The organism is Amycolatopsis sp. NPDC048633, from assembly GCF_040650695.1.
Lineage (GTDB): Bacteria > Actinomycetota > Actinomycetes > Mycobacteriales > Pseudonocardiaceae > Amycolatopsis.
Genome location: NZ_JBEZHS010000029.1, coordinates 107,434 through 123,543, shown reverse-complemented (window position 1 = coordinate 123,543; position 16,110 = coordinate 107,434). Strand labels below are relative to the sequence as shown.

Below are 16,110 nucleotides of genomic sequence, written 5' to 3'. Positions count from 1 at the left end.
GTCAGGAACTCGCGAGCGCTCGCACCTCCGCGTCCCCCAGGGCCCGGCCGTACAGGCGGAAGTCCGCGACCGCGCCCTTCAGGTACGGGTGCTTCACGTTCTGCGAGCGCCCCAGGTAGTTCAGCTGGGTGGCGCCCAGCAGGAGCGGGCTCATCAGCGGCGCCGGGTTCACCCCGGTCGGCTCGCCGCCGAAGTACAGCCGCAGCCCGGCTCCCGCCGTCACCGCCACGTGCGTCCACACGCCCGCCGGCAGCGCGACGGCCGCGTCCACGAAGTCCTCCGTTTCCATGCCGCCGAGCTTCATCGCGCAGCGGGCCACGCCGAGCCCCGTGCGCGGGGTCAGGAACAGGTACGACTGCGCGTTGAACCCGAGGTCGAACACCCGCGCGGAGTTGACGATCGTATCCGCGCGCACCCACATCGACACCGTCAGCCCGGTCAGGTTCGCCGGCAGGCCCGGGGCCAGCCGCACGTGGCCGGAGACGCCGTCCAGCTCGATGCCCCGCTCCCCCTTCGCAGCGCCGCCCGCGAGCACCGCATCGGGCCAGCGACGCGTCGACTCCGCCAGGTTCGCACCGAGCGGGTACACCGCCACGGTCTTCGGCGCGGGCCGGTCCGGCGGCGAGGCGAGGTAGACGCTGTAGTGCTCGTGCTGCACGTCGAGGAACGGGCTCAGCCGCAGCCGCTCCTCCCCCGCCCGGACGCTGAACTCCGCCCGCCCGGGCTCACGCCGCAGCGTGCGCGGGTCGATCGTCGGGATGACCGGGGGTACCGACGACCCGTGCCGGGCGGCGAGCACCAGCGGCCCGTACGTCAGCGCAGACACCGCGGGGTTGTCCGGCGCGGGCAGCCAGCGCGGCGTCATCGGCAGGTGCAGCTCGACGACGTCGCCCGTGCGCCAGCGCCGCCGGATCGTCGCGAACCGGCCCGGGGACGCGGCCACCGGTGCGCGATTGACCGTCAGCCGCGGCTTCGAGACCCACGAAGGAATCCGGACGCGCAGGGCGAACTCGCCGGAGCCGTCGACGCGCAGCCGGACCGTCTCGTCGTACGGGTACTCGGTCTCCAGCCGGACCTTCGCACCGTGGAAGTCCACTGTGGACGGTATGAACAGGTTGACGGACAACGTGTCGCCGGCGGCGAAGTAGATGTTCTCGGCGTACTTGACGTGGGTCTCGAGGCCGGTGCCATGGTCGCAGGTGAAGTTGCCGTAGTCGCTGCTGTACGTGCCGGGGTCGGAGGTCACGCCCTCCTTGGGCTTGCGCTCGGTGCCCGGCGTCAGCCCGGTGTAGTAGGTGACGAACCCGTGCGGCGAGTCCGGGTCCTGCTCGCCGAGCAGCTGGTTGAGCAGCGTCCACTCGTAGTGGTCGAGGTACTCGGTGCGGTTCGGGTCCTGCAGGAACAGCAGCCGGCCGAGCTTGAGCATGTTGTAGCTGTTGCAGTTCTCGCAGGTGTTCTCGCCGAGCTGGCTGACGACCTGGTCCGGCGGGCCGAAGAACTCCGCGTTGGCGTTGCCGCCGATGACGTAGCTGTGGTGGTGCACGACCTGGTCCCAGAAGTACGTCGCGATCGTGCGGTACCGCTGCTCGCCGGTGACGTCGTACTCCGCCGCCGCGCCGACGATCTTCGCGATGTCGGTGTTGGCGTGCCTGCCCGCGAGGGTGTCCTGGCGGGCGGCGAGCGGGGTGAAGATCTCGTCGTGGTCGAAGCGACGGGCTAGCGTGAGGTGCAGCGGGTCCTTCGTGATGGCGAAGAGGTTGGCCAGGGCTTCGTTCATGCCGCCGAACTCGGTGTGCAGGACCTTCTGCATGGCGTCGTGCGACAGCGGTGCCGTGCGCCCGTCGATCCAGCGGGCGATGCCACGCGCGACGTCGAGGGCACCCGCGGTACCGAGCAGCCGGTGCTGGTCCAGGAGCCCGGCGAGGATCTTGTGGATCGTGTAGTACGGCGCCCAGACGGACTTCCCGGCTTCGAGGTTGACGAAGTCCGACTCCGGGAACGCCGACAGGTAGCCCGACGGCGCCTGGCACCTCGCCAGCTCGGCCACCAGTCGTGTGCCCTTCGCGGCCAGCTCGGCGTCGCCGGTGTTCGCGGCCGCCAAGGCGAGGCCGGACAGCAGGTGCCCGGTGGTGTGCCCGCGCAGCTGGATGTCGGGGGCCTCCCAGCCGCCGCACGGCTCGGCCGTGGTGGGCAGGCCGGCGGTCAGCCGGAAGGTGTGCAGCAGGCGGTCGAGGTCGACGAACTTCAGGTACGCGACGGTCCGCCGCATGTTCGCCAGGTACCGGCTTTCGAGCAGCCGGACCCCGCCGAGCGCGACGGGCCGCAGCGGCGCCGTCGTCGAAGCCGAAGCCTCCCACGGGACCACGGCAGCCAGGCCGAGCGCGGCTCCGAGACCGAACGCCGTGCGCCGGGTGACCTTCATCGGACCTCCACCTGCCGGTACGGCGTCAGGCGCACCGGGCCGACCAGCCCGTACGCCTGGCGTGCCGCGATCGCGAACACCTCGGGACGGCTCACGCGGAGCCGGTTGTTCAGCGTGGTGGCGATCTCCACCTCGATGCTGTTGCGCCCGGAGCGCAGCCACGGCCCGACGTCGACCACCGTGTCGAGCACGTCCGACGGTGGCAGCGCGGTGCCGTTCACCCGCACGCGGTAGGTGTCGAACACCTCCCCGAGGTCGAGGTACGCGCCGAGCCCGCGATCCCACCGGCCCAGGTCGACCGTCGTGCGGTAGCGGCCGACCCCCGAGACGTCCTCCAACCCGGGAATCGACGGCCACGCCGCGAGCGCCGTCAACGAGAAGTGCCGCTTCGGCTTGATCGTCGACGTCGGCGTCGCCCCCGGCTGCCAGTCTTCGACCTCCAAGTCCCAAGTGGACAGAGCGACGGGCGCAGGCGGAGCTGTCACCACAGTGCGCGCGACCCGTCCGGTCGACAGCGTCGTCAAGTACGTGCCCGCCGCCGAGGAACGCACCACCAGCTCCCCGTCGAGGTACCGCACCTCGGGCGCGTCCGTCGACACCGCGTGCGGGCTGTGGCCGGCGGCCAGGGCGATGATCACCGGCTGCCCCGGGTTCAGCGACACCGAAACCCGGATCTTGGTGCCGGAGCGGGTGAACACGCCGAGCCGTTCGGTCTCACCGGTCCACGCGTTGAGCGCGAAAGGCTGGGCGTCGCGGTCCTGCGCGGTCAGCCAGACATCCTGGGTGACGGCGGTGATCTTGCGGTTCTCCGCGTGCCGGGCGTTGCAGAGGTAGTAGTAGTCGGTGTCGCCGTCGATCCGGTGCACGCTCATCACCGTGGACGGGTCGTGCTCCACATCGCGCGTGACGCCCAGTTCGGCGAGTGCGGCCGGGATGCCGGTGGCGTCGGCGACGACCCGGACCGTGCGCTGGGCGACCAGCGCCGTGATCAGCGAGCGGAGCCGGTCGTTCTCCCCCGGCTGAGCGATGCCCTCGGCGTGGACATCGGCGGTCCAGGTGCCGATGACGATCGTCGGCAGGCCCGCGCGGGCGAAGTCCAGAAGCTTTTGCGCCGCGGGCACGGAGAGCGTGTGCTCGCTGCCGTGGAACTGGTCGCCGCCGAGGATCATCGCCTTGTACGCCGGGCCGTCGGGCGCCAGCCGGCCACGCCGGACGACCGCGCTGGGCAGCTCCAGCACCGCCTCGCTGAGGAAGCCGTGGGTCCAGCCGGCCGGGATGCCGTCGTTGGTCGCCCACGGTGCGCCGATGCCGGTCGACGTCCAGCCCTTCTGCCGGAAGAACGCGATGTCGACTTGGGGCCTTCCGGTCCGCAGCACCAGCTGGGTGCGGGCGAACCAGCCGGCGATGTCCGGCACGTGCCCCCACGTCGGCTGCCGCGGGCCCCACGCCTCGGCGTACCCGATGCCGTTGCCGTTGTAGGGCGAGAACGCCGCGAACCCGGGCCACTGCGCGCCGGGCGCCATGGCGTACGCGAACCCGTGCAGCACGGCCTGGTTCACCCCGCCCGCGAACACGCTGCCCATCGTCTGCAGCACCTTGTCCCACGTGGTGTTGTACGCGCCGTTCGCGTACGCCGCGGACTCGCACGACAGCAGCTTTCGCCCGCCCATGTCGCGGCCGGACGCGAGGACGCGGTAGTCGTCGAGGTTCTTGAACCCCAGCGACTCGCTCTCCGGCACATCGAGGAGCGCCGCGCTGCGGATGGCGTCGGTCTGCAGGCCGTACGGCTGGACGCGCATCGTCATACCGAGCCGGTGCGCGAAGTCCCGCACCGGGATCAGGTGGTTCTCGTGGTAGAGGTCCGAAAGCACCTGGTTGTAGTCGTCACGGACGTGGTTCGACGTCTCGGAGTCGAACGCGAACAGGTACTTGCCCTTGCGTTGCACGACCACCGGCAGGTACGGCAGCAGGTCATAGCCCGCGCGGCGGCGGAACTCGGTGAGGAACGCGGGCGTCCAGATGGTCGCGTCGGTCTCGATCTCCAGGGAGTCCTCGAACAGATCGCCGCCGACGTCCTTGAGCAGGCTCCGGATGGCGCGGGTGAGGATCGTCGAGTTCCACTCGTCCAGGACGACGCGAGTGCCCGCCGCGCTGAAGTGGTCGACGACGTACGCGAGCGGCGTGGTGTGCGGGCCCGCCTCCGGCTGCTGCGCCGAGCCGCGAGCCCAGTACGCGAACACCATCCAGGTTCCCGAAGGCGCGGTCCAGTCGATCTGTCCGTTGTGGACGTCCACAGTGCGCACCGACGCCGGGTCCAGCGTCACCGTGGCCGCGGTGGGCGAACCGATCACCAAGGCGGCCTGCACCGCGATCAGCTCCTGCTTGCCCACGCCTTCCTCGGCGGGCACCACCGCGGCGGGTGGCGGACCGGTGTAGCTGCCTTCGACCGTGACGACGCCGTGCGCCAGCTCCTTGCTCGCGGCGACGTCGTCGGGCGTGATGGTCGGGACCGCGGTCGGCCAGCACGGCCCCATCGCGAGGTCGACGGTCAGGCCGCGCGCCTTGGCCCGGCGCAACGCCGTCTCCACCGCCGCGAGCCACGCGGGCGTGCCCCAGCCGTAGTGCTCCGGGTCCATCACCGTCTGCACGCTGTGGTGGACGTCCTGGATCTCGACACCGCCGAACCCGGCGTCGGCGATCTGGTCGACCTCGCGGGCGATCTCGCCGAGGTCGACCAAGCCGTGCGGCCACCACCAGCGGAACTTGGCGGCGGTACTCGCATCGGGCCTGGCGAACTGCCGGGCGAAGGACTTCCCGCCCGAGGCGAGGGCGGGCGGGGCCCAGGAGAGGGTGGCGCCCACGCCGAGCGCGGCGCCGACCGTGAGGACCGTGCGTCTGCTGACTGTCATCGGGTGGCCTCCAGCCGGGCGGTGACGGCGGCCTGCGGGCGCAGCGCGACCGGGCCGACGAGGCCCGAGGCCAGGATCTTGTTGCGCTCGTTGGCCAGGGTGTTGGTGACGCGCACGCTGATCATGTTGACGCCCGGGTGCAACGCCTTCGTGGTGTCCACTGTGTACGGGTGCCAGAGCGCGGCCGGAAGCTCGGTGCCGTTCACCGTCGCCGTGGCGAGGTCATGCACCTCACCGAGGTCGAGCACCAGCTTGCGCTTCGCGAGGTCGGCCGCCGTCAGCGTCACCGTCGTCGTGTAGACGGCGCTGCCGGAGAACGTCGGCGCGAAGGTGGTCCAAGAGCCGAGCGGGCGTTCGGTGGCGACAGCGCCCTCCTGCTCCAGCCGGACGGTCCACGGCCCGTTCAGCGCGATCGGCGCCAAGGGATCGGTGACCTTCACCGTGCCGCGGTAGGTGCGGCCGTTCGCCTGCCCGGTGAGCGTGTAGCTGCCGGGCGCCGTCGCCGTCACCGCGGCCTGAAGGTCGCGCCCGCTCTGCGAGACCGCAGTGGCGGGCAACGTGCCGTCGGTGAGGTGCGCGGTGTCGTGGACGCCCTTGCGGAACACCACACCCAAGGTCTCGTACGGCTGGAGCGTGACCGGGACGCCGGTGGTGCTGCGCCCGCTCGTGTACGCCGTGGCGACCTTCGCCGTGCCGGTGCGCGGGTCCCAGATCTCGGGAGTGCCATCGACCGGGAAGGTCACCGTCGTGGTGACCACCGCGTCACTCTCGTTGTTCACCAGGAACGCGGTGTCGGCGCCGCGGCCGGTGCGCGACACCCGGACGGCGTCGGCCGCGGGTTGCAGACGAGCCGCGCCGTACCCGGCGTTCTGCGCCAGGCCCGCGATCGCGTTCACGTCGGTCACCAAAGCGACCGCCCCGGCGCCACGCCGGGCCCACGAGGCACCCGCACCACCGAAGAGCGAACGCAGCTCACGCGCCAGGTCGGCGTCGCGGCCGGTCGCCTCCCGCGTCGGCAGCGGGCCGACCGCGACGACGTGCCCGCCGGTCTGGACGAACTTCGCCAGCGACCGCGCGGTCGCGAGGTCGAGCACCGGAGTCCGCGGCAGCACCGCGAGCTGGTAGCCGGCCTGGCCGACGTGCAAGGTTCCGCCGCGCGAGACGGCCTGGAAGCGCGCGGCCGGATCACCCGAGAGCGACGAGTCGCTCAGCAGGTCGAAGTCGACCTGGCCGCGTTCCAGCGCGTACGCCGTGTCGGAGAAGTCCTTGTCGAGCTGGTGCGACGCGTCGGCCGCCCGGGTCTGCTCGGCGGCCCGCTGCGGCTGGACCAGGGCGGTCCGGGCGAGGTTCTCACCCCGGCCCAGCTCCATCACGCGGCCGATCCACGCGTCGACGTCGGGCATGTCCTCCCAGAACGTGCTGCGCGGCCCGAACGGCGGCGCGAACGTCACCGAGGTCTCGTCGGTGTACATCGCGTGCAGGAAGGTGAGGTTGACGCCGCGGGTGGCCAGCGCGCCGACCGTGGCGTGCATGTAGTCCGGCGCCACCTGCCAGCCCGCGTTGCCGAACGTCTCCATCAGCGTCCGCGGCGCCCCGCTCTGGTGCGCGGCCGAGGCGGCGTTGCGCCCCAGCGTGGTCTGCTGGCCGGCGGTGTAGTCGGTGGTGATCATGTCGCTGCCGGGCACCTGCGCCCACTGGTTGTCCTTGGACAGGTCGCCCGTCGAGTTCATCCGCTGCTGCGGGCTCTGCTCGTCGAGCAGCGGGTTGGAGATCAGCTTCAGGCCGTGCTTGGCCATCCAGTCGGCTTCGCGCTTGTAGTAGCTGGTGGAGAACAGGTTGTCCACGGCCCGCCAGTACGTCCCGGCGGCCTGGTCGGCGACCGTGTCGAGGCCGTCCGCCGCCGCGGTGTAAGCGACGCCGGGGGTGCCGCCGGCCGCGCGGACGGCGTCGGCGAGCCCGGGCGAGGACGGCAGGCGCTTGAACGGGTGCGGCTGCGCGGAGGCGATGAACGGCTCGTCGTCCCAGAACCCGGGCACGACCGTGCCCATCGCCCACGGGAAGCGGCGCGCGTACTCCTCGGGCGCGATGCTCAGGAACGCGTCCGTCGCCTTCGGGTCCAGGAGGTCGAGGTAGCCGCGGGTGTAACCGCTGGAGTCGTCCTGCAGCAGGACCTGCGAGTAGACGTCGACCTGCCAGCGGCCGGCGGGCACCTGCCAGGTGTCACCCTTCAGTTCCACCGCGGCGTTCGTACCCACGGGTCGCGCGGCCGCCGCCGTCACCCCGGCGAGGGTGACGCGGTTCTGCGGGAAGTCCGCGAGCGCGGTGGCGTTGTCGAAGGTCGACGTCCACAGCTTGGTGGCGTCCGGCGCGGTGACGGTCAGGTCGTCCCACAGCGTGCGCTGCGTGCCCTCGGCCGACACCGCCGCGGCGCCGGTCGGGAAGCTCGCATCGGTGGCCGCGGGCTGCACGGTGTTGTTGATCTTCGGGGTGATCGTGTTCCCGGCGACCGTGACATTGATCGTCTGGACATGGGTCGGCGTGAACCCGGGCGTGTTGACGCCGGTGGTCAGCCGCGTCCGGTTCGAACCGTCCACTTTGTACACACTGGCCGCGCCCTTGGCGTCCACGTCCACAAGATAGCCGTGGGTACCGTCCGAACGCACCGCCAGCTGGACGCCCCCGGCGGTCAGCGTGACCTTGCCGCTCACCGTGTAGTCGGTCCAGCCCGCGCCCGGCGTGAGCGGCGCGGCACCCGGCTGGGTGGCCGGGTCGACGACCAGCTTGCCGGTGTCCACGCTGAGCCCCGACGTCTCGGCGAGCGGCAGCGTCGAGGGTCCGTCGACGATCCGCGTCGAGCGCAGCAAGCCCTTCAGCCGCAGGTCCGGGCGTGCCGGAATGGTGCGGTTGCCGAGGGTGCCGCCGTTGACGACGTAGTTCGCGCCGCGGCCGCTCGGGAAGTTGTTGTCGTTGAACAGCCACATCTTCATGCCGGTGCGCTGCGCCTCGCGCAGCACGTGCCCGACGAGCGTGAACCAGTCCTCGCTGAGGAACACCGGCTTCATCGAGTCGCCGCCGAGGGGGAAGATCACCGCCTCGTACACGCCCTTGGCGCGCATCTCGGCCATCTGCCGGTCGGTGATGGCGCTGGTGATGGTGTTGTTCCAGTACCAGTAGATCGCCGGGCTGCTGTCCTTCGGCGGGTTCGCGAAGGCGGCCGGGTCGAAGCGGGCCAGATTCGTCGTCGCGGCCGGGCCGCGGTCGTGCTCGGCGGTGGCCGGAGTGGCCACGCTCAGCGCCGTGGCCGCCGCGAGTACCAGGGACATCAGTGTCCTGCGCATGGGATTTCCCTTCAGCCGCGCGGAATGGAGGAACGGAAGGTGTGGGTGCCCGGGCCGACGTGGTAGACGGCGTCGTCCCCGCCGCGGAACTGCGGGACGTGCACTTCGGCCGTGGTCCCGGGCGGGACGGTGACCGTCAGCCGGTACTCGCGGTCGGACTTCGTCCACGAGGTGCCGACCCGGCCTTGCGGGGTCTCGTAGCTGCCGGAAGCGGACTTCAGGTCGCCGACGACGGCCGGGTCGATCACCAGGTCCCGGAAACCGGCCGAGCCGGCCGCCTGCCCGATGCCGGTGAGGCGCGTGGTGAGCCAGCCGTCCATCGCGCCGAGCATGAAGTGGTCCTGCGACTGGCCGCTGCCGCCGTCCCAGGTCTCGCCGAGCGCGGTCAGCCCGGCCTGCACCTGGTGGCCGAGGCTGGGGCTGGTCGTCTGGGTGGCGATCCGGTAGACGACGTCGTCGCGGCCGGACGTCGACAGCACCCGCAGCACCGACGGGAAGGAGATCTCCCCCATCACCAGGTGCCAGCCCGCGGCTTCGATGACGTCCACCAGGTGCTGGGTCTGGCCGGCCCGCAGGCCGGCTGGCACCGCACCCATGTCGAGGGCGAGCGCCGTCGCGCCCTGCCCGCCGCCGCCGAACAGGCCGGTGGCGGGGTTGTAGTACTTCGTCCACACCGCCTTGGCCAGCCCGTCGGCCTGGGCGCGATAAGGCGTGGCGTCCCGGCCGAGGGCCGTCGCCACCTTCGCGAGCCCGTCCGCGACCGCCCAGACGCCGAAGCTGCTGGGGATCGCGCGCGGCATCGCCGGGGACTCGGTGGTGATCCAGTCGCCGAGGCCGTAGTCGTAGACGCCGTCGACCCATCGCGTGGTCTGACCCTGCAGGTAGCCGAGGTAGCGCTGCATCGCCGGGTAGTACTGCGCGAGCAGTTCCTTGTCGCCGTAGGTCTGGTACGCCTTGAGCGGCACCTGGACCAGCGCGCCGCCCCAGTTCGGGTCGTCGCGGTAGGAGCCGGCGAGCGTCACGTGGTCCGGCACGGTGCTGGGCACCAGGCCGCTCGTCTCCTGGCCGTCGGCCATGTCCTGGACGATCTTGCCGAGGTAGGCCTCGACGTCGTAGTTGCGGGCGAGCGCGTCGAACGCGAGGTGGTCCTGCTCCAGCCAGCCGAGCTTCTCGCGGCTCGGGCAGTCGGTGAGGATGCTCTGCATGTTGTTCTCGACGGCGGCGCGGGTGAGCCGGTGGATGCCGTCGAGCGTCGCGTCGGAGGAGTCGAAGTCCCCGGCGGAGTCGTTGTCCGCCATCGTGCGCAGGCCGGCGACCGTCAGCTGCGCGGTGTCCGGCACGCCGACGACCTCGAGGTAGCGGAAGCCGTGGTAGGTGAAGTCGGGGTGCCAGGTCTGCTTTCCACCCTTGCTCGTGAAGCTGTCCCAGATCGGCGTCCCGACGTTGCTGATGGACTGGTCCACGTGCCCGTCGCGCAGGGCTTCGGCCGGGTACACGCGGAGAGCGGTGCCCACCGGCGCGGTGAGCGTCACCTGCGGCAGACCGGCGATGTTCCGGCCGAGGTCGTAGACCCGGATGCCGGGCGCCGGACGCGAGATCTCCTTGCCGGGCAACTGTTCCACGACCCGGACAGGCTCGGTCTGCCGGGAGGTCAGCTTCGCCGTGCTCGTCGCGGGCACCACCGGGGACCAGGTCCTGCGGTCGGTGCCGGGCTTGTCCCAGCCGGGGATTTCGCGGCGGGCGTCGTAGTCCTCACCGCCGTACCACTGGGACACGGTGGTGGCGCCGAGCGTGGTGCGCCAGCTGGAATCGGTGGCGATCCGCTGCACGGTGCCGTCTGTTAGCGTTAACTCCAGCTGCGCGATGACTTGCGGGTCGCTCGCCGTGCGCGCGAACTTCCGGTAGCGGCCCGAGGTGTGCAGCGCGTCCGCGGTGCCGTTGCCGACCGCGATGCCGATCGTGTTGGCACCGCCGCGAACCTGCTTCGTGACGTCGTAAGCGGCGTAGGTGATGCGGTCGGCGTAGTCGCTGTCGCCGGGTTCCAGAACCGCGTCACCGACGCGGGTTCCGTTGAGGCTGGGCACGTAGACGCCGAGGCCGCTGACGTAGAGCCGGGCGCTGGCGACGCGGCCGCGCACGGAGAAGTCCTTGGCGAATACCGGCAACGCGGGCGGCAGCCAGGTGGCGGGCGCCGGCTGGTTCGTCACGGTCTTGGCGACGGTGAACGGCCCGGCGGCGTCGGCGGCGGTCTGCACGGTGTAGTCGACCGGGAAGTTCGCGGTCTTGCCGTCGGCAGTGAGGGTGTCGGTGCGCGGGTAGAGCACGACCTGGTCGAAGGTGTGCGCGGCACCGAGGTCGACGGTGAGCCAGACGTCGGCGTCCGCGCTCGTGTGCGCCGCGCTCTGGTAGCCGGCGTTCCCGGCGTCCTCGGGGTTGGACGTGGTGAGGCCGTCGGCGACCAGCCCGGGCTCCCACTCCTTGCGCACGGTCTGGGTTTCCGAAGCGGTGACGTACTTCTGGCGTCCGTCGGCGAGGTTCACGGCCGGGTCGGCCGAGTCCCGCACCTGCAGCTCGGCCAGCTGCAGCCGGTAGGTCAGGTCCGGGAAGCGGCGGGTGTCGCCGGTGGTGACCATCCGGTTCTGGCTGTCGAGGGGCTGTTCGGCCAGCGGCAGGCCGAGCTTGGTGACGTCGAGCTTCACGAACTGCGCGGTCTGCGGCGGAAGCGCGACGACGACCGGCTGCGTCGGCTTGGTGCTCAGCTGCCACCGGCTGTTCGTGATCCAGCCGGCGGACCAGTCTTTTTGGTTCGTGAGGCCGGTTTCGAACCAGCTCGGGGTGCTCCAGGTCGAGGGGACGTTCCCGGACCAGACGCGGACCCGCCAGTAGACGCGCTGGCGGCTGCCGAGGGCGCGGCCCGCGTAGTCGAGGTCGGCGGCGGCGCCGGTGACGCGGCCGGTGTCCCAGAGGTCGGGGCGGGCCAGGCGTGCTTCCGAGGTAGCGGCTTGGACTTCGTAGGCGGTCTGGTCCCGGGCGGCGGTCCGCCAGCTCAGCTCGGGGGTGGTGTCGTCCGTCCCCAATGGCCGGTCGAGGTGGTTGGCGCGGAGGTCGGTGGCGGCGAAGCCGTGGCCTTCCACGCCGGCTTCGGCGGGCGTGGCGATGCCGAGGACGAGAAGCGGGACGAGAGCGAGGAGACGGCGGGATCTGTGGCGCACAGCAGCTCCTGGGGCGGCCGGTGGGGTGCGGCCTGGATTCGACGATGAATCGTTTCAAGTCAAGGGAAAGATTGGCAACTTCGACTAAGCGAGGGAAGTGTTCGCACTCCGGCGAGGTGACCCTGCCTCAGCGGGCCCGCCGCACTCAAACTGGCGGGTAACAACGCTTCGGGTCGGGATGCAGGACGAGAAGGGGCGCACAGCCCAGCTTCTGTCGCTGCATCGCGATCTCCGAATTGAAAGGTTTCATAAGCCCGACGGCAGTGACGCTACCTTGCGCCCGAAGAGGAAGTCAATGACGAGGCCTTCACCCGGCCTCGCCGGCGTTCACCGCGATGTCGACGAACTGCCGCAGGAGCGCCTCGTGGACGTGCGGGAGGAACACCAGCGTCACCGGGCTCGGCGGCGCGCCGCGCAGCGGGACGAACCGCACCGCCGGGTGGATGTTGCGGCGCATGGCCACTTCGGGCGCGATGCCGATCCCGCGGTCGGCGGCGACGCTCTCGACCCACTCGTCGAAGTTGGCCGTCTCCACGATCGTCTCCGGGCGCTCGTCCGGCGGCCAGGACCACGGCCCGGTCGTGCCGCTCACGATGTTCACCACCAGCGGCCACCGCGGCACCTCGGCCCACGCCAGCTCCGCCCGCCCGGCCAGCGGCGACCGCACCGAACACGCCGCGACCCGGGCCTCGTCGAACAGGTGCACCACGCGCAGTGCGGACGACCGCACCGGCCCGCGCACCACGGCGAGGTCGACCTTGCCCTGCTGGAGGGCGGCGAGCGGGTCGTCGGTGCGCACCAGGTCGACGGTCCGCCCGGTCGCCCGCTCGAATCGCGTGACCGTCCGCTGCGCCCACGGGTCCGGCAGCAGCCAGCTGAACCCCAGCCGGACGCTCGACGCCTGGCGGACGGCGCCGAACCCGCGTTCCAGCTCGGCCAGCGCCCGTTCGACGTGGGCCAGCAGGGTCTCCCCCGCGCCGGTGAGCTCGACGTGCCGGGTGCTGCGGTCGAAGAGCGTCACGCCCAGCGCGTCCTCCAGCTGCCGGACCGTGCGGCTCAGCGCGGGCTGGGTGATCGCGAGGTCGGCCGCCGCCCCGGTGAACGACCTCAGCCGGGCCACCGCCTCGAAGCCGCGCAGGTGCCTCAGCTCCACCCGGCCGGACGCGAACTCGCTCATGCCTGAGGAGCATAGATTCACCCCAGCAGGCATTTCCCAGCCGGACGCGCCCTGCCTAGCCTCGAAATCATGACCACCAAGCTCGACGCGTTCGGCCTCTCCGTGCCGATCCTCGCCGCCCCCATGGCGGGCGGACCCACGACACCCCGGCTCGTCACGGCCGCGGCGGCGGCCGGCGGGGCCGGGCTGCTCGCCGGTGGGTACCAGGCCCCCGAAGCGCTCGCGCGGCAGATCGCCGAGGTGCGGGCGGCGTCCGTCCCGTTCGGGGTGAACCTGTTCGCGCCGAACCCGGTGCCGATCGACCCCACCACCTACGCCGCCTACGCCCGCACGCTGCAGCCGGAGGCCGACCACTACGACCTCGACCTGGCCGGCATCCCCCGCACCGAGGACGACGACAGCTGGCGCGACAAGATCGACCTGCTGCTCGACGCGCCGGTCCCGGTGGTCACCTTCACCTTCGGCCTCCCGGATCCGGCGGTGCTGCAGGCACTGCGCGGGGTGGGCACGCTCGTCGGCCAGACGGTCACCTCCCCCGACGAGGCGCGCCGGGCCGCGGACGCCGACTTCCTCGTCGTGCAGGCCTCCGCGGCGGGCGGGCATTCGGGCACGCTCACCCCGGGGTGGACACCCGCGGACATCCCGGTCACCGACCTCCTCCGCGCCGTCGCCCGGGTGAGCGGGCTCCCCCTCGTCGCGGCCGGCGGGATCGCCACCGCCGACGCCGTCGCCGAGGTGCTCCGGGCCGGCGCCGCGGCCGCGATGGTCGGCACCGTGCTCCTGCGCTCCGACGAGAGCGGCGCGTCGAAGACGCACCAGGCCGCGCTCGCCGATCCGCCCGGCGACCGGACGGTCGTCACCCGCGCCTTCACCGGCCGGCCCGCCCGCGCGCTGGCCAACGCGTTCACCCGCCGCTACGACCGGCTCGCCCCGGCCGGGTATCCGGCGGTGCACCACCTCACCGGCCCCCTGCGCAAGGCGGCGGCCGCCGCGGGCGACGCGGACCGGCTCCACCTGTGGGCCGGCACCGGGTTCCGGCACGCGTCCGCCGAGCCCGCCGCGCGCATCCTCGGCCGGCTCGCCGCCCACCTCTGAAGGAGACTCTTCGATGATCGAGCTCGTCGACTACCAGTTCGGGCCGCAGGCACGCCTGCGGCTGGCCGAAGCCCGCGATCGCCGCCGGGACGGCGCGATCGCCGCGCTGGAAAGCTTCTACCACGCCCTCAACCGCCGCGACCTCGACGCGCTTTCCGCCGTGTGGTCGCAGGACGAGCTGGCGCAGCTGAACAACCCGGTCGGCGGTATCCTCCGCTCCGGGGCGGCGGTCACCGACCTCTACCGCCGCATCTTCGCCGGCGACCTCCGCCTGACCGTCACGTTCGCCGACGCGGTCACCTACTGGTGGGCGGACGCGGTCGTGTTCGCCGGCCGCGAGCTCGGTCAGTACCGCGACCGCGACGGAACCACGGTGCCGCTGACGATCCGGACGTCACGGGTGTTCGGGTACGACTCGGGGCGCTGGCTGCAGGTTCACCACCACGGCAGCATCGACCACCCCGAAGAGCTTGCGAGGTACCAGAAAGCCGTCCGCGGCTAGTCGCGGGAAAGAGCGTCGGACTGCGAGGCGGCGACGGCCAGCGCCTCGGTGAGCCCGGTCAGCTCGAGCGCCCGCCCGACGGTGCTGCGCTCGGGGGTCACGACCCGGAGCCGGGTGGTGCGACCGGCTTCGCGGTAGACCTTGAGCAGGACCGTCATCCCGACGGAGGCGAGGAAGGAGACCCCGGTCAGGTCGATCACCAGCAGCGCCGGGTCGCGGCCGAGCGCCTCGGTGATCGCGTTCTCCAGGACCTGGACGCTGAAGAGGTCGACCTCGCCGGAAACCTCCAGCAGCTCCGCCTCGAACCCGACGTCGGGCCGGCGCGACGTCACGCGCAGCAGATCTCGGGGCCGGATCCGGCCCTCGCCAGCGGTCACCCGCACCTCCGGTTTTCTCGACCGTTTCGAGGCGTCCTACCCGCGTGATCGGCGGTTGAAACACGTCCGGCGGGCTCTCAGGCGATCGGCGCGAACTCGAGGGCGGCCGGCTGCTCCTCGGCGGGGGTCTCGACGACCGCGGGCGCGGGGTTGCGGTTGACGAGCAGCCGCAGCACGTCCGGGCGGGAGTAGTGGCCGACGGGGTCCGCGGCCGACTTGGCGATCGCGATCAGGTCCGGGTCGAGGTCGCCGTAGAGGATGCCTTCCTCCGTCTCGGGCAGCGGCTCGGCCAGCGGCGAACCCTCGGGACCGTAGATCCGGGCGAACCCGCCACCGGGCAGGAGCAGCTGCCGCTTCAGGTCGGTGTCGCAGAACAGCTCGAGCGCGGCCGGCCCGATCACGCCGCAGGGGGCGACGACGAACGTCCCGCCCTCGACCGCGTACATCAGGCTGGCCGCCGTGTTGACCTCCGGCCCCAGGGCCCGCGCGGCACCGCGGTAGACCGAGAAGCTCGGCCACGCCGCGACGTGGATTTCCTCGCCCTGGCTGTACATCGCGTACTTCGTCAGCGGTTGCAGGTGTTCCCAGCAGTTCAGCGCGCCGAGCCGGCCGAGCGCGGTGTCGTGGACCTGCAGGTCGCTCCCGTCCCCTTCGCCGAACACCGCGCGTTCGACGTGGGTGGGCTTGAGCTTGCGGCGCACCGAGATCAGCTCCCCGGTGTCGGCGATGAACGCCTGCGCCATGTACAGGCTGCCGCCGGCCCGTTCGCTGAAGCCGACCACGACGTGGATCCGGTGTTCGGCGGCGGCACGGCGGATGCGGTCCAGCTCGGCGCCGTCGCGGGTCATCGAGTGCGCGGCGTAGCGCGGGACGAACGCCATACCGGCCGCGGGCGAGTCGAGCCAGATCCACCACGGGTAGCCGGGGAGGAAGGTCTCGGGGAACGTCACCAGCCGCGCGCCGCCGGCGGCCGCTGCACCGATCAGGCCGACCACCTTGTCGACGCCCGCGGCCAGGTCCAGCCAGGCCGACTCGGCCTGGACGGCCGCCACGCGCACGGTTTCCTGCATTGCCGGGC

Annotated in this window: 9 protein-coding genes; 2 read left to right on the top strand and 7 right to left on the bottom strand. The window is 71.9% G+C overall.

The features are described from left to right. Position 1 precedes the first annotated feature (1 nt). From AB0C38_RS37015 to AB0C38_RS36995, 5 genes are all read right to left on the bottom strand, one after another. Complete coding sequence (locus AB0C38_RS37015) at positions 2 to 2,422, bottom strand: beta-L-arabinofuranosidase domain-containing protein (RefSeq protein ID WP_360682433.1); 2,421 nt, start codon at positions 2,420 to 2,422, stop codon at positions 2 to 4. Further along, positions 2,419 to 5,331, bottom strand: a complete 2,913-nt coding sequence (locus tag AB0C38_RS37010) for a glycosyl hydrolase (RefSeq protein WP_360682432.1) — start codon at positions 5,329 to 5,331, stop codon at positions 2,419 to 2,421. The genes AB0C38_RS37015 and AB0C38_RS37010 overlap by 4 nt, the downstream gene beginning before the upstream one ends. Further along, on the bottom strand, positions 5,328 to 8,669 hold the full coding sequence (locus AB0C38_RS37005; RefSeq protein ID WP_360682431.1) for a glycosyl hydrolase: 3,342 nt from the start codon (positions 8,667 to 8,669) through the stop codon (positions 5,328 to 5,330). Before AB0C38_RS37005 ends, AB0C38_RS37010 begins: the two co-directional genes overlap by 4 nt. Positions 8,670 to 8,680: 11 nt before the next feature. Next, positions 8,681 to 11,881 carry a family 78 glycoside hydrolase catalytic domain gene (locus AB0C38_RS37000; RefSeq protein ID WP_360682430.1) on the bottom strand — a complete coding sequence of 1,067 codons (3,201 nt, stop codon included), beginning with the start codon at positions 11,879 to 11,881 and terminating at the stop codon, positions 8,681 to 8,683. Positions 11,882 to 12,188: 307 nt separating this feature from the next. Next, on the bottom strand, positions 12,189 to 13,058 hold the full coding sequence (locus AB0C38_RS36995; RefSeq protein ID WP_360682429.1) for a LysR family transcriptional regulator: 870 nt from the start codon (positions 13,056 to 13,058) through the stop codon (positions 12,189 to 12,191). A 69-nt stretch (positions 13,059 to 13,127) separates the two neighbouring features. Between AB0C38_RS36995 and AB0C38_RS36990 the strand changes: the two genes are divergently transcribed. Then, positions 13,128 to 14,153 carry a nitronate monooxygenase gene (locus AB0C38_RS36990; RefSeq protein WP_360682428.1) on the top strand — a complete coding sequence of 342 codons (1,026 nt, stop codon included), beginning with the start codon at positions 13,128 to 13,130 and terminating at the stop codon, positions 14,151 to 14,153. A gap of 13 nt (positions 14,154 to 14,166) precedes the next feature. Continuing rightward, a complete protein-coding gene (locus AB0C38_RS36985) occupies positions 14,167 to 14,655 on the top strand; it encodes a nuclear transport factor 2 family protein (protein ID WP_360682427.1) in 489 nt (162 codons plus the stop codon). Here the strand turns inward: AB0C38_RS36985 and AB0C38_RS36980 are convergent. Continuing rightward, complete coding sequence (locus AB0C38_RS36980; RefSeq protein ID WP_360682426.1) at positions 14,652 to 15,032, bottom strand: STAS domain-containing protein; 381 nt, start codon at positions 15,030 to 15,032, stop codon at positions 14,652 to 14,654. The genes AB0C38_RS36985 and AB0C38_RS36980 overlap by 4 nt on opposite strands. A gap of 77 nt (positions 15,033 to 15,109) precedes the next feature. Beyond that, a complete protein-coding gene (locus AB0C38_RS36975; protein WP_360682425.1) occupies positions 15,110 to 16,102 on the bottom strand; it encodes a carbon-nitrogen hydrolase family protein in 993 nt (330 codons plus the stop codon). Positions 16,103 to 16,110 lie beyond the last annotated feature (8 nt).

Coding starts and splice junctions, on each gene's coding strand:
- AB0C38_RS37015 (WP_360682433.1), bottom strand. CDS start 2,422: ATGAAGGTCACCCGGCGCACGGCGTTCGGTCTCGGAGCCGCGCTCGGC.
- AB0C38_RS37010 (WP_360682432.1), bottom strand. CDS start 5,331: ATGACAGTCAGCAGACGCACGGTCCTCACGGTCGGCGCCGCGCTCGGC.
- AB0C38_RS37005 (WP_360682431.1), bottom strand. CDS start 8,669: ATGCGCAGGACACTGATGTCCCTGGTACTCGCGGCGGCCACGGCGCTG.
- AB0C38_RS36995 (WP_360682429.1), bottom strand. CDS start 13,058: ATGAGCGAGTTCGCGTCCGGCCGGGTGGAGCTGAGGCACCTGCGCGGC.
- AB0C38_RS36990 (WP_360682428.1), top strand. CDS start 13,128: ATGACCACCAAGCTCGACGCGTTCGGCCTCTCCGTGCCGATCCTCGCC.
- AB0C38_RS36985 (WP_360682427.1), top strand. CDS start 14,167: ATGATCGAGCTCGTCGACTACCAGTTCGGGCCGCAGGCACGCCTGCGG.
- AB0C38_RS36975 (WP_360682425.1), bottom strand. CDS start 16,102: ATGCAGGAAACCGTGCGCGTGGCGGCCGTCCAGGCCGAGTCGGCCTGG.